19 protein-coding genes are annotated in these 22140 nt (G+C 69.7%); 17 read left to right on the top strand and 2 right to left on the bottom strand.

Features of this window, described 5'->3' with window-relative positions:
- Window positions 1-17: 17 nt before the first annotated feature.
- From tssC to ASF43_RS00345, 17 genes are all read left to right on the top strand, one after another.
- The gene (tssC, locus tag ASF43_RS00425; protein WP_056175148.1) at window positions 18-1514 is read left to right on the top strand and encodes a type VI secretion system contractile sheath large subunit; all 1497 of its coding nucleotides are present in this window, start codon (window positions 18-20) and stop codon (window positions 1512-1514) included.
- Window positions 1515-1610: 96 nt separating this feature from the next.
- Entirely contained in the window at window positions 1611-2099 is a 489-nt protein-coding gene (locus ASF43_RS00420) for a type VI secretion system tube protein Hcp (RefSeq protein WP_056175145.1), read from the top strand.
- A gap of 21 nt (window positions 2100-2120) precedes the next feature.
- A complete protein-coding gene (locus ASF43_RS00415) occupies window positions 2121-2648 on the top strand; it encodes a type VI secretion system tube protein Hcp (RefSeq protein ID WP_056175142.1) in 528 nt (175 codons plus the stop codon).
- 19 nt (window positions 2649-2667) lie between these two features.
- Entirely contained in the window at window positions 2668-3192 is a 525-nt protein-coding gene (gene tssE / locus ASF43_RS00410) for a type VI secretion system baseplate subunit TssE (RefSeq protein WP_056175139.1), read from the top strand.
- 15 nt (window positions 3193-3207) lie between these two features.
- Window positions 3208-3762: a hypothetical protein gene (locus ASF43_RS00405; protein WP_056175136.1), complete on the top strand. Its 555-nt coding sequence runs from the start codon at window positions 3208-3210 to the stop codon at window positions 3760-3762.
- A gap of 17 nt (window positions 3763-3779) precedes the next feature.
- Complete coding sequence (gene tssF / locus ASF43_RS00400; protein ID WP_056175133.1) at window positions 3780-5672, top strand: type VI secretion system baseplate subunit TssF; 1893 nt, start codon at window positions 3780-3782, stop codon at window positions 5670-5672.
- Window positions 5673-5904: 232 nt separating this feature from the next.
- On the top strand, window positions 5905-6975 hold the full coding sequence (gene tssG / locus ASF43_RS00395; RefSeq protein WP_056175132.1) for a type VI secretion system baseplate subunit TssG: 1071 nt from the start codon (window positions 5905-5907) through the stop codon (window positions 6973-6975).
- Window positions 6968-9658 carry a type VI secretion system ATPase TssH gene (gene tssH / locus ASF43_RS00390; protein ID WP_056175129.1) on the top strand — a complete coding sequence of 897 codons (2691 nt, stop codon included), beginning with the start codon at window positions 6968-6970 and terminating at the stop codon, window positions 9656-9658. The genes tssG and tssH overlap by 8 nt, the downstream gene beginning before the upstream one ends.
- A gap of 14 nt (window positions 9659-9672) precedes the next feature.
- Window positions 9673-10275: a hypothetical protein gene (locus ASF43_RS00385; protein WP_156373077.1), complete on the top strand. Its 603-nt coding sequence runs from the start codon at window positions 9673-9675 to the stop codon at window positions 10273-10275.
- Window positions 10276-10389: 114 nt separating this feature from the next.
- Window positions 10390-12720: a type VI secretion system Vgr family protein gene (locus ASF43_RS00380; RefSeq protein WP_056175123.1), complete on the top strand. Its 2331-nt coding sequence runs from the start codon at window positions 10390-10392 to the stop codon at window positions 12718-12720.
- A 12-nt stretch (window positions 12721-12732) separates the two neighbouring features.
- Entirely contained in the window at window positions 12733-13215 is a 483-nt protein-coding gene (locus tag ASF43_RS00375) for a DUF6484 domain-containing protein (RefSeq protein ID WP_156373076.1), read from the top strand.
- Window positions 13216-13224: 9 nt separating this feature from the next.
- Window positions 13225-14502 carry a TIGR02270 family protein gene (locus ASF43_RS00370; RefSeq protein ID WP_162241744.1) on the top strand — a complete coding sequence of 426 codons (1278 nt, stop codon included), beginning with the start codon at window positions 13225-13227 and terminating at the stop codon, window positions 14500-14502.
- Window positions 14490-15602: a DUF2169 domain-containing protein gene (locus ASF43_RS00365; RefSeq protein WP_056175115.1), complete on the top strand. Its 1113-nt coding sequence runs from the start codon at window positions 14490-14492 to the stop codon at window positions 15600-15602. Before ASF43_RS00370 ends, ASF43_RS00365 begins: the two co-directional genes overlap by 13 nt.
- Window positions 15599-16618 (top strand): hypothetical protein, encoded by a 1020-nt coding sequence (locus ASF43_RS00360; RefSeq protein ID WP_056175112.1) that lies wholly within the window; start codon window positions 15599-15601, stop codon window positions 16616-16618. Before ASF43_RS00365 ends, ASF43_RS00360 begins: the two co-directional genes overlap by 4 nt.
- Before the next feature lie 16 nt (window positions 16619-16634).
- Entirely contained in the window at window positions 16635-17672 is a 1038-nt protein-coding gene (locus ASF43_RS00355; protein WP_056175109.1) for a DUF4150 domain-containing protein, read from the top strand.
- A gap of 12 nt (window positions 17673-17684) precedes the next feature.
- Complete coding sequence (locus tag ASF43_RS00350) at window positions 17685-18380, top strand: hypothetical protein (RefSeq protein ID WP_056175105.1); 696 nt, start codon at window positions 17685-17687, stop codon at window positions 18378-18380.
- 9 nt (window positions 18381-18389) lie between these two features.
- Window positions 18390-19154 (top strand): hypothetical protein, encoded by a 765-nt coding sequence (locus ASF43_RS00345; RefSeq protein WP_056175103.1) that lies wholly within the window; start codon window positions 18390-18392, stop codon window positions 19152-19154.
- Window positions 19155-19272: 118 nt separating this feature from the next.
- Here ASF43_RS00345 and ASF43_RS00340 read toward each other — a convergent pair whose 3' ends face one another.
- Window positions 19273-20475, bottom strand: coding sequence for an OmpA family protein (locus tag ASF43_RS00340; protein ID WP_056175100.1), 1203 nt, complete (start codon window positions 20473-20475; stop codon window positions 19273-19275).
- Entirely contained in the window at window positions 20472-22088 is a 1617-nt protein-coding gene (locus ASF43_RS00335; protein WP_056175097.1) for a serine/threonine-protein kinase, read from the bottom strand. Before ASF43_RS00335 ends, ASF43_RS00340 begins: the two co-directional genes overlap by 4 nt.
- Between the last annotated feature and the right edge of the window lie 52 nt (window positions 22089-22140).

The following is a 22140-nucleotide window of genomic DNA, read 5'->3' as shown; positions in this document are numbered from 1 at the left end:
TTTGGGAGACACCCATCATGGCCGAAGACACCCTCCAGACCGCAGCGCCGCTGCAGGGCATCGAGTACCAGGGCGGCGAGTTCGCCGCGCTGCTGAACCAGGAGTTCAAGCCCAAATCGGACGACGCCAAGAACGCGGTGCAGAACGCCGTGCTCACGCTGGCGCAGCAGGCGCTGGCCTCGACCAAGCTCATCGGCGGCGACGTGATGGCCAGCATCGAGGCCATGATCGCCGAGCTGGACGCACAGCTGTCCAGGCAGGTGAACCTGATCCTGCACCACCCCGAGTTCCAGGCGCTGGAGAGTGCCTGGCGCGGGCTGCACTACCTCGTGAACAACACCGAGACGGACGAGATGCTGAAGATCAGCGTCATGAACATCTCGAAGAAGGACTTCGGCAAGACGCTGAAGAAGTTCAAGGGCACGGCCTGGGACCAGAGCCCGCTGTTCAAGAAGATCTACGAAGAGGAGTTCGGCCAGCTCGGCGGCGAGCCCTTCGGCGCGCTGGTGGGTGACTACTACTTCGACCACAGCCCGCCCGACGTGGAACTGCTGGGCGAGATGAGCAAGGTGGCCGCAGCCGCGCACACGCCCTTCATCGCCGCGGCCAGCCCCAGCCTGATGCAGATGGGCTCGTGGCAGGAGCTGTCGAACCCGCGCGACCTGACCAAGATCTTCACCACACCCGAGTACGCCGCCTGGCGCTCGCTGCGCAGCTCGGAGGACTCGCGCTACATCGGCCTGGCGATGCCGCGCTTCCTCGCGCGCCTGCCCTGGGGCGCCAAGACGGCGCCGGTGGAAGAGTTCAACTTCGAGGAGGCGACCACCGGCGCCGACCACTCGGCCTACGCCTGGGCCAACTCGGCCTATGCGATGGCCGTGAACATCAACCGCTCGTTCAAGATGTACGGCTGGTGCACGCGCATCCGCGGCGTGGAATCGGGCGGCGCGGTCGAGGGCTTGCCGACCCACACTTTTCCCACCGACGACGGCGGCGTGGCGATGAAGTGCCCGACCGAGATCGCCATCGGCGACCGGCGCGAGGCCGAGCTGGCCAAGAACGGCTTCATGCCGCTCCTGCACCGCAAGAACTCGGACTTCGCGGTCTTCATCGGCGCGCAATCGCTGCAAAAGCCCGATGAGTACGACGACCCCGACGCCACGGCCAATGCCAACCTGTCGGCGCGCCTGCCCTACCTGTTCGCCTGCTCGCGCTTCGCGCACTACTTGAAGTGCATCGCGCGCGACAAGGTGGGCTCGTTCAAGGAGCGGGCCGACATGGCCAAGTGGCTCAACAAATGGATCATGAATTACGTGGACGGCGACCCGGCCAATTCGAGCGAGGCCACCAAGTCCAGAAAGCCGCTGGCCGCTGCCGAGGTCACCGTCGAAGAGGTGCCCGGCAACCCGGGCTACTACACGTCCAAGTTCTTCCTGCGCCCGCACTACCAGCTCGAAGGGCTGACGGTGTCGCTGCGGCTGGTGTCCAAGCTGCCGTCGCAGAAGGGCGCCTGAAACCTGCACCCGAGGGGCCAGGCACGGGCCGTCGTGCGTACCTGGATTCCCTGCCAACGTCACGACGTTCAACCCAACTAACGAATCGAGGAAATCATGGCCCATGTTGACTACTTCCTGAAAATCGACGGCGTCGAAGGCGAGTCCACCGACGACAAGCACGCTGCCGAGATCGAACTCGAATCCTGGAGCCTGGGCGGTGCCAACGCCGGCTCGTTCAGCAGCGGCGGTGGCGGCGGCAGCGGCAAGGTGTCGCTGCAGGACTTCCACTTCGTCAAGAAGACGGACAAGGCCTCGGCCAAGCTGCTCACCGCGTGCTGCACCGGCGAACACCTGGCCACGGCCACGCTGGTGTGCCGCAAGGCCGGCGGCGAGCAGGAGGAATTCCTCACCGTGATCCTCTCGCCCGTGATGGTCAGCAGCTACCAGAACAGCGGCTCGGCCGGCGCCGACATCATCCCGATGGAGCAGGTGGCGCTGAACTACGGAAAGATCGAGTTCAAGTACAAGCCGCAGGACGGCAAGGGCGGCCTGGGCGGCGAGGTCGTGGGCGGCTGGGACGTCACGACCAACAAAAAGGTCTAGAGGCACCGCGGGGCCACTGCCATGCCGCTGCGCATTCCCGAACTGGAGACCTCGGCCGGCGCCCAGCAATCGGCGTCGGACGTCTATCTCAGCGTGCAGACCAAGCGCGCCGGCAAGGTCAAGGGCGAGGTCACGACCGAGGGCCACGAGGAGCAGATCCAGGTGCTGCGCTGGAACTGGGGCGTCAGCGCCAACACGGCCATCGGCTCGACCGAGCGCACGGCGCGGCGCGTGTACCGCCAGCTCGTCGTCACCAAGGGCATCGATTCGGCGTCCACCGCGCTGCTGGCGGCACTGGCCACCAACGACGAGATCAAGGAGGCCGTGCTGACCATGCGCAAGGCCGGTGGCGAGGCGCTGGACTACTTCACGATGACGCTGGAGGGCGCGCGGGTGGTGGCGGTGGACATCGACGTCGGCGGCGACGGCCGGCCGGTGGAGCGCGTCAGCATCGCGTTCACCAAGATCGGCATCGCCTACCAGCCGCAGGAAAGCGCAGGCCTGGGCTCGGGCACGTTCAGCTTCGACGACGAGGTCCTGCCCGCCTGAGCGGCCGGGCGCGCGTGCCATGGCCACCGTGGACGCCCGCAACCGATTGCAGCCGGCCCTGCTAGACCGGCTGACCGACGACGCGCCTGGCGAGCGCCACGAGGCGGACGACCACCGCGTGATGTCCAAGGCGCAACTGCGCCAGGCCGTGCTGCGCGACCTGAGCGCGCTGTTCAACACCGTGCAGCCGCTGGGCGCGCTGGCGCAGGGCTACCCGCAGGTGGCCGACAGCGTGCTGAACTTCGGCCTTCCCGCGCTGTCGGGCCAGCTCGCGTCCAAGCTCGACGTGAGCGTGCTGGAGCGCGCCATCCGCCAGGCCATCCTGCGCTACGAGCCGCGCATCCTGGCCGAGGGCCTGCAGGTGCGCGCGGTGGAGCCCAGCAGCGTGCTGGACACGCACAACGTGATCGAGTTCGAGATCAGCGGCCACCTGTGGTCGCAGCCTGTGCCGCTGGAGATCCTGTTGAGGACGCAGATGGATCTGGAGGCGGGGCAGGTGGAGGTGCGGGATGCGGGGGCGGGCCGGGCGAGAAGCGGCGCATGACATTCGGAGGTTGCGATGGCCTATGGCAATGACCCCTACTTTGCAGGCAGCCGGCAATACGCCGCCAAAGGCCTGTGGCCGCGTGAGTACGAGATAGGCACTAGCACTGTGCTCTACCGCTTCGTGGACACCACGCGGTGCGCACCCGCCACGGGAGCGGACGGGCCCTGGTGGTTCGAGTACGACCACTTCCAAACGGTGAAGCACTTCGCTTCGCGACATGGACATTCCCTTGGCTACGCCGCGCGCCTGTTCGCCGCCATCCTCTACGACTGGAGCGCCGTCAACTGCGTGGTGCGCGCCCGCGTAGATGTTCCGCTTCGCGTCTGGAAGGGCAAAGGCAAGCAGATCGTGGTGCCGTCGAGCTCGGCGACACGCGATGCGCGCGATCACAACCCCGTGCCGCACGGTCTTCTGACGGGCCACGCCGTGACGCGCGACAGCCGCATGACGCCGATGCAAAGTTCGCTCGAGGTCTACCAGCTGTATGTGCCTGGGCTGGGCCAGCCGCACTTCCAGTTCTCGTCTCTGATGACCCTTCTTGGTCACGAAGACATCGCCACGAACTGACGTGGCGCGCGCAACCCATGGACCCCCGCCTCCTGCGCCTCTACAGCGACGAGCTGACCCACCTGCGCGAGGTCGGCGGCGAGTTCGCGCATGCCTTCCCCAAGATCGCGTCGCGCCTGTCGATGGAGGGGATGGAGGTCACCGACCCCTACGTCGAGCGGCTCATGGAGGGCTTCGCCTTCATGGCCGCGCACGTGCAGCTCAAGATCGAGGCCGAGCAGCCGCGGCTGATCGCGCAGCTGCTGGAGGCCAGCTACCCCAACTTCCTCGCGCCCGTGCCGTCGATGATGGTCGCGCGCTTCGACGTCGACGTGCTGGACCCGAACCTCACGCGCGGCCACGTGGTGCCGCGCGGCAGCGCCATCACGTCCGAGCTGGCGCGCGGGCAGGACACGCATTGCGAGTTCCGCACCGCGCACGCCGTCACGCTGTGGCCCATCGAGCTCGTGGCGGTGCAGTACTTCACGCACGCGCCCGACCTGCCGCTGGGCCGATTGCCGCAGGCCCAGGGCACGCAGGGCGGGCTGCGCATCCGGCTGCGCACGGGCGGCGGCCTGGGCTTCCACCAGCTGGGGCTGGACCGGCTGGCCTTCTACCTCAGCGCACCCGACGAAGTGGCGCTGCGCCTGCACGAGCTGCTGCACGGTGCCTGCACCGGCACGCTGGTCAGCACCGGCCCGGGTGGCGCCCTGCCGGCCTGGCGCGGCCCGGGAAGCCTGCAGCCGCTGGGCTTCGCCGCCGACGAGGCGCTGCTGCCCGAATCGCTGCGCGCCTTCTCCGGCTACCGGCTGCTGCAGGAAGCCGCCGCCATGCCGCAGCGCCTGCTGTTCTTCGAGATCGGCGACCTCGCCACGCGCCTTGCGCAGGTCAGCGGCGACGAGGTCGAGCTCATCGTGCTGCTGCGCCGTGGCGACGCGCCGCTGGAGGCGCTGGTCGACCGCAACAGCCTGGCCCTGCACTGCACGCCCGCGATCAACCTGTTCAGGAAGCGGCTGGACCGCATCCAGCTCGGGGCCGGCGCCTGGGAGTACCACGTGGTGCCGGACCGCACGCGGCCCATGGACTTCGAGGTGCACAGCCTGGAGACCGTCACCGGCTACGGCAACGGCGCCGTGGGGCAGCAGCGCTTCGAGCCGCTCTATGCGACGCAGCAGGGCGCAAGCAGCGCCGACGCGGCACCTGCGCACGGCTTCTACACCGTGCGGCGCGAGCCGCGGCTGCGCTCGCAGCGGCAGATGACGCAAGGCGCGCGCTCGTCGTACATCGGCGAGGAGGTGTACCTCGCGCTGGTCGACCCGCGCCATGCGCCCTACCGCGAGGACATCCGCCAGCTGTCGGTGGCGGCCTGGGTCAGCAACCGCGACCTGCCGATGCTGCTGCCGCATGGCGCGGACCTGCAGCAAACGCCCGTCTGGCGGCTGGACGCAGCCGGCCCCGTGCGGCGCGTGGACGCGCTGCGCGGGCCGACGCGGCCGGTCACGCGCAGGCCGGTCGGCGAACTGGGCTGGCAGCTCGTGAGCCATCTGAGCCTGAACCATCTGTCGCTGGTCAGCGCATCGCCGGCCGATGCCGCCGCCGCGCTGCGCACGACCTTGCTGCTGTATGCCCCGCCCGAGGACGCGGCCTGGGCGCGCCAGGTGGCCGGCGTGCAGTCGCTGCAGGTGAACCCCATCGTGCGCCGCCTGCCGTTCAAGGGGCCGATGAGCTTCGGCAGCGGCATCGAGATCGTGCTGGAGCTGGACGAGCTGGCCTACCAGGGCACCAGCGCCTTTCTGTTCGCCAGCGTGCTCGAGCGCTTCTTCGCGCGCCACGCGGCCATCAACGCGTTCACGCAGCTGGTGCTGCGCACCCCGCAGCGCGGCGAGCTCATGCGCTGGGCGCCGCGCATTGGGTTGCGGGAGACGGTGTGACCGCAGCGCGCGCTTTGGCTTGCCCCTTCTCCCGCCTGCGGGAGAGGGTGGGGGTGAGGGCTGGTGTCCATGGCAGACGCGCCACGCATGCGCAAGCCGCAGCCCCTCACCCCCACCCTCTCCCCAAAGGGGCGAGGGAGCAACGTCGCCTGTTCATCGCACACTGCCGGTCTTGCCCCCTCTCCCCCTGGGAGAGGGTTGGGGTGAGGGCTCGCCCCCGCCGGAGAGTGCCATGACCACCGAGCGCGACACCCTCTTCGCCGCCCTCGGCGCCGAGCCCTGGGCGCACGACTTCTTCGCCCTGCTGCGCCGCCTCGAAGCCCTGCACCCCGACGCCCCGCGCATCGGCCGCGCGCTGCGCCCATCGCAGGAACCCATCCGCCTCGGACAGGAGCCCGAGCTCGACTTCGCCCCTGCCCCACTCGCCACCTTCGCCCACGAGAAGGACATGCCCGCCCCGCGCCTGGGCGTGCGCTTCTTCGGCCTGCTCGGCCCGCAAGGCCCGATGCCACTGCACCTGACCGAGTACGTGCGCGAGCGCCTGCGCTGGCGCAGCGACCCGACGGCGGCACGCTTCCTGGACATCTTCCACCACCGCATGCTGGCGCTGTTCTACCGCGCCTGGGCCGACGCCCAGCCCACGGTGCAGCACGACCGGCCCGCGCAGGACCGCTTCGCCGCCTGGCTGGGCGCGGGCTTCGGCGCGGACCACAGAGCCCTGGGCACGGCGCCGCTGCAAGGCGCGCTGCCACGCCAGGCGCAACTCTTCCAGGCCGGCCTGCTGGGTGCGCGCAGCCGCCACCCCGAGGGCCTGGCCAAGCTGCTGGCGCAGCACTTCGGCGTGCCCGTGCGCATCGAAGAACACGTCGCCCACTGGCTGACCATCGCGCCCGAGGACCGCAGCCGCCTGGGCCACGCGCGCAACCGGCCCCAGCGCTCGGCCCTGCCGGCCGCGCAACTGGGCCACAGCGCCAACGCGGGCCGTGCCGTGCGCGACCGCCAATTCAAGTTCCGCGTGGTGCTGGGCCCGCTGACGCTGGCGCAATACATGGGCTTTTTGCCCGGCGGCAGCGCCTGGCCCGTGCTGCGCGACTGGGTGCGCCAATACGCCGGGCTCGACCTGCAGTGGGACGTGCAGCTCGTACTGGCCCACGCCGAGCTGCCCGCGCCACGGCTGGGCCACCGCGTGCCGCTGGGCGTAGCGGCATGGCTGGGCCGGCAACACCCCGCGCGTGACCGGGGCGACCTGCGCATCCGGCCCACCACCTCGTTCGTGCACCGCCATGGAGAACACCATGCCTGAGATTTCCCGCACCGCCTTGTTCGGCAAGCTCAACGCCACGGCCTACAAAGCCATCGAAGGCGCCACCGTGTTCTGCAAGCTGCGCGGCAACCCGGTGGTGGAGCTGCAGCACTGGCTCTACCAGATCCTGAACGGCCCCGACTCCGACCTGCACCGCATCGTGAAGCACGTGGGCATCGACGCCGGCACGCTGGCCACCGATCTCACGGCCGCGCTGGACCGCCTGCCGCGCGGCGCCTCTTCCGTTACCGACCTGTCGAGCTGGGTCGAGAGCGCGGTCGAGCGCGGCTGGGTCTACGGCTCGCTGATGTTCGGCGACACGCAGGTGCGCACCGGCACATTGCTGCTGGGCATGCTCAAGACCACGGGCCTGCGCGCGGTGCTGGTCTCCATCTCGCGCCAGTTCGAGCGCGTGCAGGCTGACGCGCTGGCGCAGGATTTCGCGAAGATCGTCGCCGGCTCACCAGAAGACAGCCAGGCCGCCACCGCCAGCGGCGCCGCACCGGGCGAGGCCAGCGGCGCCATCCCCCCGGCCGCCATGGGCAAGCAGGAGGCGCTCAAGCGCTTCGCCATCGACCTGACCGAGCGCGCGCACAAGGGCGAGATCGACCCCGTGGCCGGCCGCGACGAAGAGATCCGCCAGATCGTCGACATCCTCATGCGCCGGCGCCAGAACAACCCCATCCTGACCGGTGAGGCCGGCGTCGGCAAGACGGCCGTGGTGGAGGGCTTCGCCTTGCGGCTGGCGCGCGGCGACGTGCCGCCCCAGCTCAAGAACGTGCGCCTGCACATGCTCGACGTGGGCCTGCTGCAGGCCGGCGCCAGCATGAAGGGCGAGTTCGAAAGCCGGCTGCGCGCCGTCATCGACGAGGTGCAATCGTCACCGCAGCCCATCATCCTGTTCATCGACGAGGCCCACACGCTGGTGGGCGCCGGCGGCCAGGCCGGCACCGGCGACGCGGCCAACCTGCTCAAGCCCGCACTGGCCCGCGGCAAGCTGCGCACCATCGCCGCCACGACCTGGGCCGAATACAAGAAATACATCGAGAAAGACCCGGCGCTCACGCGGCGCTTCCAGGTCGTGCAGGTGGATGAGCCCAACGAGGCCAAGGCCATCCTGATGCTGCGCGGCGTGGCCACCATCCTGGAAAAGCACCACCGTGTGGCGCTGCTGGACGAGGCCATCGAGGCGGCCGTGCGCCTGGCGCACCGCTACATCCCCGCGCGGCAACTGCCCGACAAGGCCGTGAGCCTGCTCGACACCGCCTGCGCGCGCGTGGCCGTGAGCCAGCACGCCACGCCCCCGGCGCTGGAGGACTGCCAGCGCAAGCTGGAAGCGCTGCAGGTGGAGCGCGAGATCATCGAGCGCGAGGCCGCCATCGGCATAGCCACCGACGCGCGCCGCCAGCGCACGGCCACGGCCATCGATGCAGAACAGACGCGGCTGGCGCAGTTGCAGGCGCGGCATGCGGAAGAGAAGGGCGTAGTCGATCGCATCCTGGAACTGCGGGCTTTGCTGCGCGGACCGGAGCCATCGGCGTCCGCGCCTGCGACAACGCAAGCGCCCACCGACAGCCCCCCTGCACCACCCGACCGCGAAGCCCTGCTCGCCGAACTCCGCCCGCTGCAAACCCGGTTGCGCGAGCTGCAAGGCGACGCCCCCCTCATCCTGCCCACCGTCGACGAGCAGGCCGTGGCCAGCGTGGTGCAGGACTGGACCGGCGTGCCCGTGGGCCGCATGGTCAAGAACGAAGTGGAGGCCGTGCTGCGCCTGGCTGACACGCTGAACCAGCGCGTCATCGGCCAGAAGCATGCGCTGGAGATGATCGCCCGGCGCGTGCAGACCTCGCGCGCGCGGCTGGACAACCCGGGCAAGCCCATCGGCGTGTTCATGCTGTGCGGCACCTCGGGCGTGGGCAAGACCGAGACCGCGCTGGCGCTGGCCGAGTCGCTGTACGGCGGCGAGCAGAACGTCATCACCATCAACATGAGCGAGTTCCAGGAGGCGCACACCGTCTCCACGCTCAAGGGCGCGCCGCCCGGCTACGTGGGCTACGGCGAGGGCGGCGTGCTGACCGAAGCCGTGCGCCGCCGGCCCTACAGCGTGGTGCTGCTCGACGAAGTGGAGAAGGCCCACCCCGACGTGCACGAGCTGTTCTTCCAGGTGTTCGACAAGGGCTGGATGGAAGACGGCGAAGGCCGCGGCATCGACTTCAAGAACACCATCATCCTGCTGACCAGCAACGTGGGCAGCGAGCTCATCATGCGGCTGTGCAGGGACCCCGCGCGCACGCCCGACCCCGAGCAGATCGCCACCGCGCTGCGCGAGCCGCTGCTGCAGGTCTTCCCCGCCGCGCTGCTGGGCCGGCTGGTGGTCGTGCCTTACTACCCGCTGTCGGACGCAATGATGGGCGACATCGTGCGGCTGCAACTCGGCCGCATCCAAAAGCGCGTGCACGAGAACCACGGCATCCCGTTCGAGTACGACGAGGACGTGGTGCGGCTGGTGGTCTCGCGCTGCACCGAGGCGGAATCGGGCGGGCGCGTGATCGATGCGATCCTGACGAACACGGTGCTGCCGCGCGTGTCGCTGGAGTACCTGACGCGGCTGGCCGCGGGGGGCAGCCTGCAGCGCATCCGGCTGGGGGTGCAAGACGGGGATTTCAGCTATGCGTTCGACTGAAGTGCGGAGCTGACATGGCTGGATACCGCATCCCTGGAGATGAAGACTTCAGCATGGCAGTCGATGCCGTGAGCAACACCGCCTGCGTCGCGGGCTTCGCGCCCGGCCCCTTGGCCGCGATGGTCGTGCTCGCTCACCAACCCATGTTGCGCCCGCTGCGCTTCACGACGAACCCGGGCTTGATGGAGCTGGCCATCGATGTTGTGCTAGCACCGCCGCCCGACCGCGCCGTCTTCTACGCCGAGGACGAAGGCGTCAAACGGGCCAGCGCCTTTGTCGCCGCAAACCCCGAGTACATGCGACTGGACGAGTTGCTCGCACAGACACCAGAGGGGCGCCAGCTGGCGGCAGCACTCCTGTCCACAGCGCGCCCTTGGTCGGACAAGGGAGAAATCTGGTGGGAGCTGTCGCACAGACTGGCTCGGGCAGCGCGCGGCAAGGTCCAGGTTTTCGGCCCGCCACGCCTGGTCGAAGACCGGCCGATCGAAGAGTTTCGCCACAAGTACCAACGCAATGCTTATGCGAACACGGTCTTCGAGAAAGTCGAGTGGCCCGAGCTGGAGCAGAACCCTGCGGTAACAGAGGTCTACTACAACGGCGTGCGCTGTGACGGTTGACTGGAGCCACACGTCCAGATCGCCTGCCGATGACTTTGGTCGCTTTACCGCGCGAGCACGCAGCCGTAACGTGGCCATCAGACCATGCGGATGTGACCGCACTCCATAAACACCATGCCGGCCCCGATCACCCTCACCTCCCCGCTGCCGCCCGAGGACTTGCTGTTCGAGTCCATGCGCTGCTCCGAAGGCCTGAGCGTGCTCGGCGAGATGCAGCTGGGCCTGGTCAGCGCCAAGCCCGACCTCAAGCCGCAGGACCTGCTGGGCAAGACGGTGGGTGTGACGGTGCAGCTGCGCGACGACGCCAAGCGCCACTTCCACGGCTACGTCACGCGCTTTTCCATCGGCGCGCGCAGCGGCCGCTACTACGGCTACCAGGCCAGCGTGCGGCCCTGGTTGTGGTTCCTCACGCGCACGACGGACTGCCGCATCTTCCAGGACCTCAGCGTGCCCGACATCGTGAAGAAGGTGTTCGAAGACCACGGTGGCGCGAGCTTCAAGTTCAACCTGTTCCGCTCTTACCGCAAGTGGGTCTACTGCGTGCAGTACCGCGAGAGCGACTACAACTTCATCGCGCGCCTGCTGGAGCACGAAGGCATTTACTGGTACGTGGAGCACGCCGAGGGCGAGCACAAGCTGGTGCTGGTCGACTCCAAGAGCGCGCACGACGCCGCGCCCGGCTGCAAGACGCTGCCCTACTACGAGAACCCGGGCGAGGCGCCGCCCGACACCGAATGCATCTCGGGCTGGCAATTCGGAAGCAGCGTCGAGACCGACCACACGCTGCTGCGCAGCTACGACTTCGAGCGCCCTTCGACCCCGCTGGAAGTGAAGGCCGAAACCAAGCCGCCCTACAAGATCGGTGCGCTGGAGCAATACGACTGGCAGGGCGACTACGTGCAAGCCAGCGACGGCACGCAGTGGGCCGAGGCCCGGCTGGACGAGCAGCAGACCCGCTACGAGACCGCGCGCGGCAGCGCCAATGCGCACGGCATCGAAGCCGGCCGCCTGCTGAGCCTGGAGCGCCACCCGCGCGAGAACCAGAACGCCGAGTACCTCGTGACGCAGGCCACCGTGCACGCGCGCAACGACGCCTACGAGACCGGCGGCAGCGCCGGCAGCTACCAGTGCGAGTTTTCGGCCATCCCCTCGGCCCAGCAATTCCGCCCGCAGCGCCGCACGCCCAAGCCCTTCGTGCAGGGGCCGCAGACGGCGGTGGTCACCGGGCCGGCGGGCGAGGAACTGTTCACCGACAAGTACGGCCGCGTGAAGGTGCAGTTCCACTGGGACCGGCAGGGCAAGAAGGACGAGAAGAGCTCGTGCTGGGTGCGTGTGTCGCACCCTTGGGCGGGCAAGAACTACGGCGTCATCCACATCCCCCGCATCGGGCAGGAGGTGGTGGTCGACTTCCTCGAAGGCGACCCGGACCAGCCCCTCATCACCGGCCGCGTCTACAACGCAGAGCAGATGCCGCCGTGGGACCTGCCGGCGAATGCGACGCAGAGCGGCATCCTCACGCGGTCGAGCAAGGGCGGCGCCGCGGCCAATGCGAACGCGCTGCGCTTCGAGGACAAGAAGGGCAGCGAGCAAGTCTGGCTGCATGCCGAGAAGAACCAGGACATCGAGGTCGAGAACGACGAGACGCACTGGGTGGGGCACGACCGCACGAAGACCATCGACCATGACGAGACCGTGCATGTGAAGCATGACCGGACGGAGACGGTGGACAACAACGAGACGATCACGGTGCACGGGCAGCGCACCGAGGTGGTGGACAAGGACGAGACGATCACGATCCACCAGAACCGGACGGAGACGGTGGACCTGAACGAGAACATCACCATCGGCGTGAACCGGACCGAGAGCGTGGGCTCGAACGAGACCATCAGCGTGGGATCGAACCGCAGCGTGACGGTGGGTGCGAGCGAGACCAAGACCGTAGCGCTGCAGCGCACGCACACGGTGGGGGTGAACGAGACGATCTCGGTGGGGGCGGCGCAGGAGATCACGATCGGGGGGCTGCAGGCCGTGACCGTGGGGGCGGTGCAGACGATTAATGTGGGGGCGAGCCAGTCGACCAGCGTGGGCGCCGGGCAGACCAACAGCATCGGGGCCGCGCAAACCAACACCATCGCGGCGGCGCAGACGACCGATGTGGGAGCCGACCGCTCGCTGTCGGTCACCGGCGCGCAGACCACCAAGGTCGGCAAGGGCCGCACCACGCAGGTCGGCGCGGACGACATTCTCAAGGTCGGCAAGAATTTCGTGGTCGAGGCCACCGACTCGATCGCGCTGAAGACCGGCAAGGCCACCATCACCATGAGCAGCAACGGCAAGATCGAGATCAGGGGCACCGACATCACGATCGACGGCTCGGGAAAAATCATCGTGCACGCCGGAGGCGACATCGAGATGACGGGCGCCAACATCAAGCACAACTCCTAGGAGGACCCAGCGATGAGCGCCAGAGAACCGATGGACATGGCCGCCCTCGCGACGGCGAGCCCCGCGCCCGGTCCGCTGCTGGCCACTGCCATGGTGGCCGGCGAACTGGCCGCCATGGATGCCACGTCGCTGCGGCCGCTGGTGCGCTGGTCCGATACGCTGGGCCTGCACACCGCGCCGGCCCGCAGCCTCGTGGCACTGGCCACGGCCCATGTCGGCGCGCCGCTGGCGCTGATGTTCCTGTGCGGCGACCCGGCCCAACCGGTGATCGTCGGCTTGCTGGACGCGGCCACGGCCGGGGCGCGGCGGGCAATGTCCGTCGATGCCGACGGCCATCAGCTCGTGCTGCACGCCCGCCAGTGCCTGCAACTGCGCTGCGGCGCCGCCAGCATCACGCTGCATGCCGACGGCACGGTCATCGTCCAGGGCACCGAAGTGGTCAGCCGGGCCGAAGGGCTGAACCGCATCCTTGGCGGCTCGATCCACCTGAATTGAGCGATGGCCATGCAGCGCGCCACAGGCTTCGCGCCACGCGAGATCACCGCCCTGGTGAACCAGCCCGTGGTGCGCCAGCATGCCGGCGACGCCGCCTTCCTGTGGCGCCAGCGCGACCGCGCCACAGGCGACCCACGCTTTGCGCTCCCCGACCTGGCGGCGCTCGATGCGCGTGTCGACGCGCACCTGCAGGGCTTGCATGTGGCAGGCTCCTCGGGCTGGTCGGCGTGCGTCGAGCAGTTGCAGCGCGGCCCAGGCGGCGCGGTGTTCGCGCTGGGCGCCGTGGCCTTCGCCAGCGCGGACCGCTCGTGCATGCGTGCGGCACTGGCCGCAGCGCAATCCAGCCCCGCGCTGCTGGACGAGTTGATTGCTGCGCTGGCCTGGCTGGACTGGGACACGGTCGCCGCGCCACTGGGCCTGCTGCTGCGCGCACGCACGCCGGTGCACCGGCTGGTCGGCCTGGCGGCCTGCGCGCTGCACCGGCGCCTGCCGGGGCCGGCTTTGTCCGCAGCGCTGGGCGACGAGGACCCGATCTTGCGGGCGCGCGCGCTGCGCGCCTGCGGCGAGCTACGCCACCACGCGACGGCCGACCGTGTGCGAGACGCGCTGGGCGACGGGTGCGAGGTGGCGCGCTTCTGGGCGGCCTGGTCGCTGACCCTGCTGGGCGCCCCGGACGGCCTGCCGCTGCTGTGCAAATTCGCCGAGTCGCCAGGCCGCTTCAGTGTGCCCGCGCTCGAGATGGCACTGCGCAATCTTCCGCCCGCGCAGGCGCGCGAGCACGTGCGCTCGCTCGCGCGCCGTGACGGCCTGGCCCGGCTCGCCGTGATCGCAACCGGCGTCGTCGGCGACCCGGTGGCCGTGCCCTGGCTGATCGAGCGCATGGACAGCGCGGCGCTGGCACGGCTGGCCGGCGACGCTTTCGCCGCCATCACCGGCGCCGACCTGGGCTATCTCGACCTGACCGGCCCGGCATTGGCCGATACCGGCGATCCCGATGCGGCCGACCTGGCCGGATCGCGCTACGAGGCCAGCCTGGAATGGCCGTCGTCCACGCTGGTGGCCCGATGGTGGCAACAGCACCGCCGCCGCTTCGCCGCCGGTACGCGCCACCTGTGCGGCAGGCCGCTGGACGCCGGCAGCGCGCTCGGTGCGCTGGCCAGGGGCCGGCAGCCGCGTCGGCGTGCGGCCGTGATCGAACTGGCGCGCCTGTCGCCGCAGTGGGTGCCGCTGGAACTCCGCGCGCCGGCGCGGCGACAGTTGCGGGCCCTGCAGTCATGGACTTCGTGAACCAGTCCAACCTGCCGGCGGCCTGGACGCTGGGCTTCGACCCCGACGGACGCGAGCTGGTCGTCGTCGCCATCAAGGCCAGCTTCTCGATCCCCGAGCCGGGGCGACAGCCGCGCCTGCTCGATGACCAGGCCTCGCTGACGCAGGCCGACGAGTTCACCGGCGAACCCGGCCTGTCCGCCCCGCGTTACGAGACCGACTACGCGCACCGCAAGCCGCTGTGCGACGTGCTGCTCAACGCAAGCGCCTATGCGCCGGGCGGCCGACCGGCGCGCGAAGTCATGGTGGCGGCGCGCGTCGGCCCCATCTCCAAGGCCTTCGTCGTCAAGGGGCACCGTGCCTGGCACCGGCGCCTGCTGGTCGCCCTGCCCAGTGCGCCGGAGCCGTTCGTGCAGCTGCCGATCTCCTACGACGTGGCCTACGGCGGCGTGGACACCAGCAGTGGCGACCCGGCCCAGGTCAGGACATTCCTGGCCAATCCGGTCGGCCGGGGCTTCGCCTGGAACCCCCGCGCGCCGGGGGGCGATGCGCTGCCCAACACCGAGGAGGCTGGCAAGCCGGTCGACAGCCCGGGCGCCCCGTACCGCCCCATGTCGTTCGGCCCGATCGGCAGGAGCTGGTCGCCACGGCTGGGCTACGCCGGCACCTACGGCCAGCGCTGGCTGGACGAACAGGCCCCGTTCTACCCGGACGACTTCGACACGCGCTATTTCCTGGCCGCGCCACCGGACCAGCAGATGCCCTTCGCGCGCGGCGGCGAACCGGTGTCGCTCGTGAACCTGACGCGCAGCGGCCGGGTCGACTTTGCATTGCCCCGGCTGCACATCCCGGTGCTGCTGGTGCCGCACCAGGGCGAGGATTGGCAGGTCGAGCCGGTCATCGACACGGTGCTGATCGAGCCCGACCTGGGCCGCTTCATGCTGACCTGGCGCGCCAGCGTGCCGATGCGGCGCAGCGCCTTCGACATGCGCGAGGTCGTCGTGGGCCGGGCGGCCGGGGCGCACTACCGCCTGCGCCGGCCAAGCCACCGGCCGCGCAGCAGCCTGGCCGACCTGGTACAGGCCCGGCAGCGGCGCTTGCGGGCGGAGGCTGCCCGATGAGCATTTCGGTCGTCGCCAGCGGCCTGGTCACCGCGATCGGCTTCAACGCAGCGGCCTGCCTGGCCGCCCTGCGCGCCAAGATCTCGGGCGTCAAGACCGAGAAGTTGTACGACCTGCAGGCCGGCCAGTACTTGCGCGCGGCCCGGGTCCGGTTGCCGCAATGGTGGGAGGGCATCGGCAAGCTGGCCGAGCTGCTGGCACCCGCCATCGCGGAGTGCATGGACGCAGCGGATGGCGTGGACTCAGCGCGGATTCCGGTCCTGCTGTGCCTGCCCGAGCCGGGGCCGCCCGACCGCCTGGGTGGCACGCCGGCGCAGCTCGTGGCCGCGCTGCAGGCGCGGCTGGGCAGGCCACTTTCGCCGCTGTCGCGCACGCTGGCGCAGGGCCAGGTGTCTGCCGTCGCCGCGCTGGTGCACGCAAGGGCCCTGCTGGCGCAAAACGACTGCGCGTACTGCATCGTCGCCGGGGTCGACAGTTTTTTGCGCCAGTCGGTCGTCGACGCGTACATCGCGCCGCGCCGGGTGATGACGGCCAGCAATTCCAACGGCTTCTTTCCTGGCGAGGCGGCCAGTGCGGTGCTGCTTCGGCAGAGCCGGCCGGACGGGCCCGAGCTGCGGCTGCTGGGCCTGGGCCTGGGCCGCGAGGCGGCCACCATCGCGTCCGACCTGCCGCTGCAGGCCAAGGGCCTGTGCGCCGCCGTCCAGGGCGCGCTGGGCGAGGCGTCGGTCGCGTTCCACGATGTCGACTACCGCATCGCCGATGCGAACGGAGAGCACTACAAATTCAAGGAGGCTACGTTGCTGGTGGGCCGGCTGATGCGCAAGCGAAAGCCGGAGCGCTTCGAGCTGTGGCATCCGGTCGAATCGCTGGGAGAGATCGGCGCGGCCATCGGGCCGGCCGCACTGGCGCAGGCGCTGCACGCCGGCCTGCACGGCTACGCACCCGGCCCCACGGTGCTGTGCCACTTCGGCAGTGACGGGGGCGACCGCGCCGCAGCCGTGTTGCGCTACACCTAGCCACCGGAGAGGAACGATGGGCAGCAATGTGTTCGCCAACGGGCGCGAGATTTCAGCCAAGGCAGACGGCAACAAGTCGATCGCGGCGATGGCCGACGTGTGCCTGTCGCCGCCGTCCCCCCCGGCCGGCCCGCTACCCCTGCCCTACCCAAACTTCTCGGAGGCCAGCGACACCGCCGACGGCAGCAAGACCGTCAAGATCGGCGGCCAGGAGGTTGGCCAGAAGGACAAGTCCAACTACAAGAAAAGCAAGGGCAACGAGGCGGCCACGCGCAGCTTCGGCATGGGCGTCGTGACGCACACCATCCAAGGCAAGACCCAGCATTCGGCATGGTCGTTCGATGTGCTGATCGAAGGCGAGAACGCGATCCGGCACATGGACCTGACGACCCACAACCACGGCAGCAACCCATTCAACATGGCGCTGACCACGGACGTGGGCAAGGTCCAGCTGATCGGCCCCAACAGCAAGGAGTGCAAGGAACTGGAGAAGAAGAACGAGGAGAAGCGCGAGGAACTGGGGCATGACGACAAGACCTCCACCATCACGCACGCCAACTACAAGCCGCCTGGCGGCAAGCCCCAAAGCCTGTGGTCCTGCAGCACCGACCTGGCAGGCAAGTACGCCAGCCAGAGCGGCTACTGCAAGGGCCTGGGCTTCAAGTACTCGCATCGCGCACGGCAGAAGAAGGACCGGCGCAAGAAGCGCGACGTGTACTACGCCAAGCCCACCAACATCGATTGCCCGGCAGCGAAGAAGCGCGGCTTCAAGTACAGGCCAGGCCACACCGGTGCGCATCAGAACCCGCACACCAGCCACACCGAGCCGCGGATCATCGAGAACGTGATGGGCAGCAGCGGCTTCAAGGCCGGCGGCACGCTCACGATGGCGATCAACTGGAAATCGGAGTCCGGCGGCACCCAGCACCACCCCTGCCCCGACTGTGTCCGTGTGATCTGCGCAGCGGCGGCCTGCGGGCTAAACATCAAGATCTGCGTCGCGTCCGAAGCCCTGGAGAAGAAGAAGTGCCCGGACAAGCTCGACGGCTCGTAGAACCGAAGCAGCATGCTGTCGCCCCCCTCCCATGTCCTCGCCGCCGGCATCATCGGTGCGCCACTCAGCTACCAGTGGCACGGCACGGACGACTACAACCGCGAGCGGCCGGCACTGCTCGCCCAGTTCGAGGCCGTGTCGGTTCGCGGCGTGCTGGCGCTGGCTACGGGCATCGCCGAGTGGACGGCGTGGCGGCTCGACGGACTGTCCGGCTACAGGGCGCCACTGGGCTTCATCGAGGCGGCCTGGGCGGCCAACATCGCGCCGCAATACGTGATCGCATGGGATTGGGAGTCCGAGCCCGCGCTGCAGGGCCCGGTGGAACGGCCGCTCTACCACTTGTGCGAACTGCTGGTCAGCGTGCTGGATTTCAGCAACCCGCGCGACGCCACCAGCGCCAGCCAGTGGTCGATCTACCTGGCCTTTCTGGCGCGCCACGTGCTGCCCGATGCACAGCCCTTCGACGACTGGCTGGTGGCCGCGCTGGCGCGCATGCAGGCCAGCCATCCACGGGACCGGTCCGACCCGATGGGATCACCTGTGCCACGATCGGACCTGGAACTGGGCCAGCCGCCGGACAGCGCGCTGGCCGCGGTGCTGCTGGACCGGTTCCTGGTCCCGCTGCTCCGCGCCGGCAATCCCTACCTGCGCCTGCCGCAGGACATGGTGGCCCGGGGTTTCCAGGGCGTCTCCTACCGTTACCCTTGAAAGCGCGCCATGCTCGAACTTCCTGTTCACATCGCAGCAGCCCACGTCGACCAGCCCGCCCTGCGCTACGCATGGGACGAGTGGGACGTCCACCGCTGCTACCGGCCGGCCGACGCCGCGTTGCAGCAGCGCCTGCACGGCCTGACACGGCGGGCCACCCTCGGCTACATGCTGGCCTGCGGCGAATGGGTGGCCTGGCGCCTTGCAGGACTGCACGACCGCGACGAACCGATGGAGGTCCTGGAGGCAGGCTGGGCGGCGATCGTGGACCGCCTGTACACCTTCGGCTTCGAGACCGATGACGACGAATGGCGCGGTCCGGTGCTGGGGCCGCTGAACATCATGATGACCATCATCGTCGATGCGCTGCATAGCAACGACCATCGCGAAGACCCGGCCGTACCCGCCGCCTGGATGTCGAGATTGGCGGAGCATGTCCTGCCCGACACACGGGCGTTCCGGCGCTGGCAGGAGTCTTGCCTGGTGCGCCTGCACCGCGTGTGCCAGGCGCCGCCGCCGTCGGCGCAGGACCTGTTCGACCACGACGCGCGCGACGGCGACCCCGTGCCGCGCGAGCTTTACGACCCGAACCGCCCCTACGACCCCGGCCAGGCCACGCAGCTGATCGCACGCTTTCTCGAGCCGCTGGAGGACAGCGACAACTACTTCCTCGGCACGCCAGAGGAAATGCTGGATGCCGGCTTCGTCGGTGTGCCGTACCGGTGGCCGCCGGTCGCAGCGAGGCCGCCCAGGACGGCCCGCAAGCGCGGCTGACTTGCACCGACTGCGGGCATGGGGGCTCGAGGCAACGCCGAACGAGTCCTCGCGACGCGCGAATCCCTGGCAGGCCGTGCCTGGCCGGATCGTCGGCGCTGCCCTCAGCGCTGCCCCATCAGCACCCCACGATCTTGAACTCCACGCGCCGATCCAGCGCGTCCGCCACATCATCCGTCCCCGTCCCGATGATGTTCTCGCGCGACCCCACGCCGCTCGTCTTCATCCGCGCCAGCAGTTCCGACGCACCCGGCTCCGCCCCCAGCTTCTGGCGGATCGCCGCAGCACGCCCCGCCGACAGCTTGTCGTTGTAGGGCTCGCTGCCCGTGCGGCTGGTGTGGCCGACGATCAGCATGCAGACCTTGGCCTGCGCGGTCTGCCGGGCGATCTGGCGCAGCCAGATCGCGTAGGGGCCGCTGACCTTGGCGTCGGACCAGAACTCTGTCGTGCCGGGGTTGAACAGCAGCTTCACGCCCAGGCTGCTGCTGGCGATGCCCAGCGCCACGACCTTGCCGAAGGCCTGCTCGGCCTCCTGCAGCCGGCCGAGTTTCCAGCTCGCCAGGTAAACGCCGTTGAGCGTGCGCAGCTGCTCGCCCGAGGGCGAGGCCAGTGCGGCCTTGTACAGGTCCAGCGACTCCTCGAACTTGTCGTTGTTGTAGGCCACGGTCGCCTCGTTGATGGTCGTGGCCGTGGCCAGGCGCTCGAAGTAGTCCTTCGCGGCCGGCTGTCCCGGCGTGGTCCGGCTGGTGGCGATGTAGCCGTCGACGACCTTGTCTTTCACGAGCACGGGGCTGTCGCGGTAGTAGGGCGTGGGCGTGGTGTCCAGCCCGTCGTCGCGGGCGCGGGCGGAGGCCTGGGCCACGACCACGCCGGTCCTCACCTCGGTCAGCGCCAGGTCGATCTGGAACGGTGCGCGTCCGCCGCCGCGTGCGTCCTGCAGGCGCGTGGTGGTGCCGGTCAGCACGTATTGCGAGCGGTTCAGGTTGGCGAGCTGGAACGGCAGAACCGGCAGCTGCGCGTGGTTGCTGGCCAGGCGCGCGGCCACTTTCTCCTCGATCTGCCGCGTCAGCGTGGTCTGCTGGCCCGAGCTGCTGTCCAGCATGGGGTCGATCACCAGCGCACGTTTGTCCAGCTTGGCGATGAAGGCGGGCAGCTTCTGGGTCTGCAGCGCGAGGCTGTCGGTCGCCACGACGACGGCCTGGTCCAGCGCCAGCGCTTCGGTGCTGCTGCTCTGCTGCGGCGCCGCGCAGCCGGCGAGCAACGCGGTCAGCGCCGCCAGTGACATGAGGGCGGCGAGCCGCCGGTGTGTGCTTGCGTTCATGGTCCGCACTCCCGTTGAAGAATGGATTTCTCTGCGTCGGTCAGCGGCTCGCCGAGCGACACGCGTTGGATGATGTCGGCGCAGCGTGCGCTGAGCGCCTTGGGTCTGGCATCGGCCCGGGCCACTGGCGGGGGCGGGCCGGTGGCCTGCGCCGCGGCCTGCCTGCGCGGGCGCGCGGCTTCGGGCTTCGGGGCGGCGGCGGGCGCCGCTGGAATTGGAGCCGGATCGGACGTGCTGGGCAGCGCGGTCTGCGGCGCTGGGGCGGGCGGCCCCACTGGTGGCTGCAGCAGGGGCGGTGGCAGCGCGGGCGCTTGCGCGGCAGGCTCGACGGGTAGCGCTTGCGGCGCAGTGGGTGTGGCCACGTCAACGGTGGGCGGTGCGGGCACGTCAGCGACAGGCGGCGATGCCGTCCCATCGACAGGAGGCGATGCCGTGCCAGCAATAGGTGCAGGCGAACGCATGAACCACAAGCCCATGCCCGTCAGCGCAGCGATGGCGATCGCCACGGCCGTGGCTGTGCCGCGCCAGCGTGTGGGGGTTGTCCCAGCCGGCCGTTCCGTGCGGGCCGGCCTGCGCGTCGGCTGTGTCGCAGGCCGCGCCAACGGGGCACGCATGGCCACGGTCACGTCGGGGTCGTGCGCGGCGACCTTGGTCGTCGGTGCCACCGCCAGCAGCGCGCGCATCTCGGCCGCGTCCTGCGGCCGGTCCCTGGTCTGCACGGCCAGCGCGCGGTCGATCGCGCGCAGGAACGCGTCGCTGTAGCGGCCGGCCGCGGCCACCGCGAGCGGCTCGCGCTTGTCGTCGAGAAACCGCGCAACGGCCTGTGGCGGTGTGCGGCCCATGACGGCGAACTCGACGACCGAGCCCAGCGCGTACAGGTCTGTCCACGGGCCCTGCGCCATGTCCGGCACGTCGCCGTACTGCTCGACCGGCGCATAGCCCGTCTTCAGGATCACCGTCAGCGCCTGGGTCATGTCGACGATCACGTGCCGCGCGGCGCCGAAGTCCAGCAGCAACGGCCTGCCGCCGGGCAGCAGCAGGATGTTGTCGGGCGCGATGTCGCGGTGGTAGCAGTGCGCCGCGTGCATCTGTGCCAGCGCGTCGAGCAGCGGATCGAGCAGCGCGCGCAGCCAGGCCTCGTCAGGCGGGCCGCCGGGCAGGGCCAGGCGCTGCGCCAGCGTCGTGCCTTCGTAGTACGGCATCACCATGTAGGCCGTGCCGTGCGCTTCCCAGAAGCGGTGCACCTTCAGCAGCGAGGGATGGTCGAAGCGGGCCAGCAGGCGTGCTTCGTTGATGAAGCTGCGCAGCCCTGCCGCGAAGGTCTCGGTGTGGCGGCTGGACCGCACGGCCACCGTCATCGCCTGCGTGCGCGTGGCCAGCGCGCTGGGCATGTATTCCTTGATGGCGACGCGGCGCTCCAGCGCAAGGTCCTGCGCCAGGTAGACGATGCCGAAGCCGCCCTGGCCGATGACGGACAGGATCTCGAACTCATGCAGCCGCGTGCCCATGGGCAGCGCGTCGGCGAACTCGCCGGGCAACGCGCGGCGCGCCGCGCCGTCGGTGCCGGGCGTGCTGTGCGAGGCGTGGCGCGCGTCGGCGGCGGGCCTCGTCATGGCGGTGAGGCGGATCGGTACATGCTTGTTCTTGGCTCCAGCAAACCGACGC

Source organism: Pseudorhodoferax sp. Leaf267 (genome assembly GCF_001422405.1).
Lineage (GTDB): Bacteria > Pseudomonadota > Gammaproteobacteria > Burkholderiales > Burkholderiaceae_C > Pseudorhodoferax.
Note: the sequence above shows the minus strand (reverse complement) of the source record. Positions and strands in the feature narration are given on the sequence as shown.

Bases quoted from the DNA above. Each gene is read 5' to 3' on its own strand.
- ASF43_RS00420 (WP_056175145.1), top strand. From the start codon at position 1,611: ATGGCCCATGTTGACTACTTCCTGAAAATCGACGGCGTCGAAGGCGAG.
- ASF43_RS00360 (WP_056175112.1), top strand. From the start codon at position 15,599: ATGAGCATTTCGGTCGTCGCCAGCGGCCTGGTCACCGCGATCGGCTTC.
- ASF43_RS00365 (WP_056175115.1), top strand. From the start codon at position 14,490: ATGGACTTCGTGAACCAGTCCAACCTGCCGGCGGCCTGGACGCTGGGC.
- tssG (WP_056175132.1), top strand. From the start codon at position 5,905: ATGACCACCGAGCGCGACACCCTCTTCGCCGCCCTCGGCGCCGAGCCC.
- ASF43_RS00380 (WP_056175123.1), top strand. From the start codon at position 10,390: ATGCCGGCCCCGATCACCCTCACCTCCCCGCTGCCGCCCGAGGACTTG.
- tssF (WP_056175133.1), top strand. From the start codon at position 3,780: ATGGACCCCCGCCTCCTGCGCCTCTACAGCGACGAGCTGACCCACCTG.
- ASF43_RS00405 (WP_056175136.1), top strand. From the start codon at position 3,208: ATGGCCTATGGCAATGACCCCTACTTTGCAGGCAGCCGGCAATACGCC.
- ASF43_RS00355 (WP_056175109.1), top strand. From the start codon at position 16,635: ATGGGCAGCAATGTGTTCGCCAACGGGCGCGAGATTTCAGCCAAGGCA.
- ASF43_RS00375 (WP_156373076.1), top strand. From the start codon at position 12,733: ATGAGCGCCAGAGAACCGATGGACATGGCCGCCCTCGCGACGGCGAGC.
- ASF43_RS00345 (WP_056175103.1), top strand. From the start codon at position 18,390: ATGCTCGAACTTCCTGTTCACATCGCAGCAGCCCACGTCGACCAGCCC.
- ASF43_RS00415 (WP_056175142.1), top strand. From the start codon at position 2,121: ATGCCGCTGCGCATTCCCGAACTGGAGACCTCGGCCGGCGCCCAGCAA.
- tssE (WP_056175139.1), top strand. From the start codon at position 2,668: ATGGCCACCGTGGACGCCCGCAACCGATTGCAGCCGGCCCTGCTAGAC.
- ASF43_RS00385 (WP_156373077.1), top strand. From the start codon at position 9,673: ATGGCTGGATACCGCATCCCTGGAGATGAAGACTTCAGCATGGCAGTC.
- ASF43_RS00340 (WP_056175100.1), bottom strand. From the start codon at position 20,475: ATGAACGCAAGCACACACCGGCGGCTCGCCGCCCTCATGTCACTGGCG.
- ASF43_RS00350 (WP_056175105.1), top strand. From the start codon at position 17,685: ATGCTGTCGCCCCCCTCCCATGTCCTCGCCGCCGGCATCATCGGTGCG.
- ASF43_RS00335 (WP_056175097.1), bottom strand. From the start codon at position 22,088: ATGACGAGGCCCGCCGCCGACGCGCGCCACGCCTCGCACAGCACGCCC.
- tssC (WP_056175148.1), top strand. From the start codon at position 18: ATGGCCGAAGACACCCTCCAGACCGCAGCGCCGCTGCAGGGCATCGAG.
- tssH (WP_056175129.1), top strand. From the start codon at position 6,968: ATGCCTGAGATTTCCCGCACCGCCTTGTTCGGCAAGCTCAACGCCACG.
- ASF43_RS00370 (WP_162241744.1), top strand. From the start codon at position 13,225: ATGCAGCGCGCCACAGGCTTCGCGCCACGCGAGATCACCGCCCTGGTG.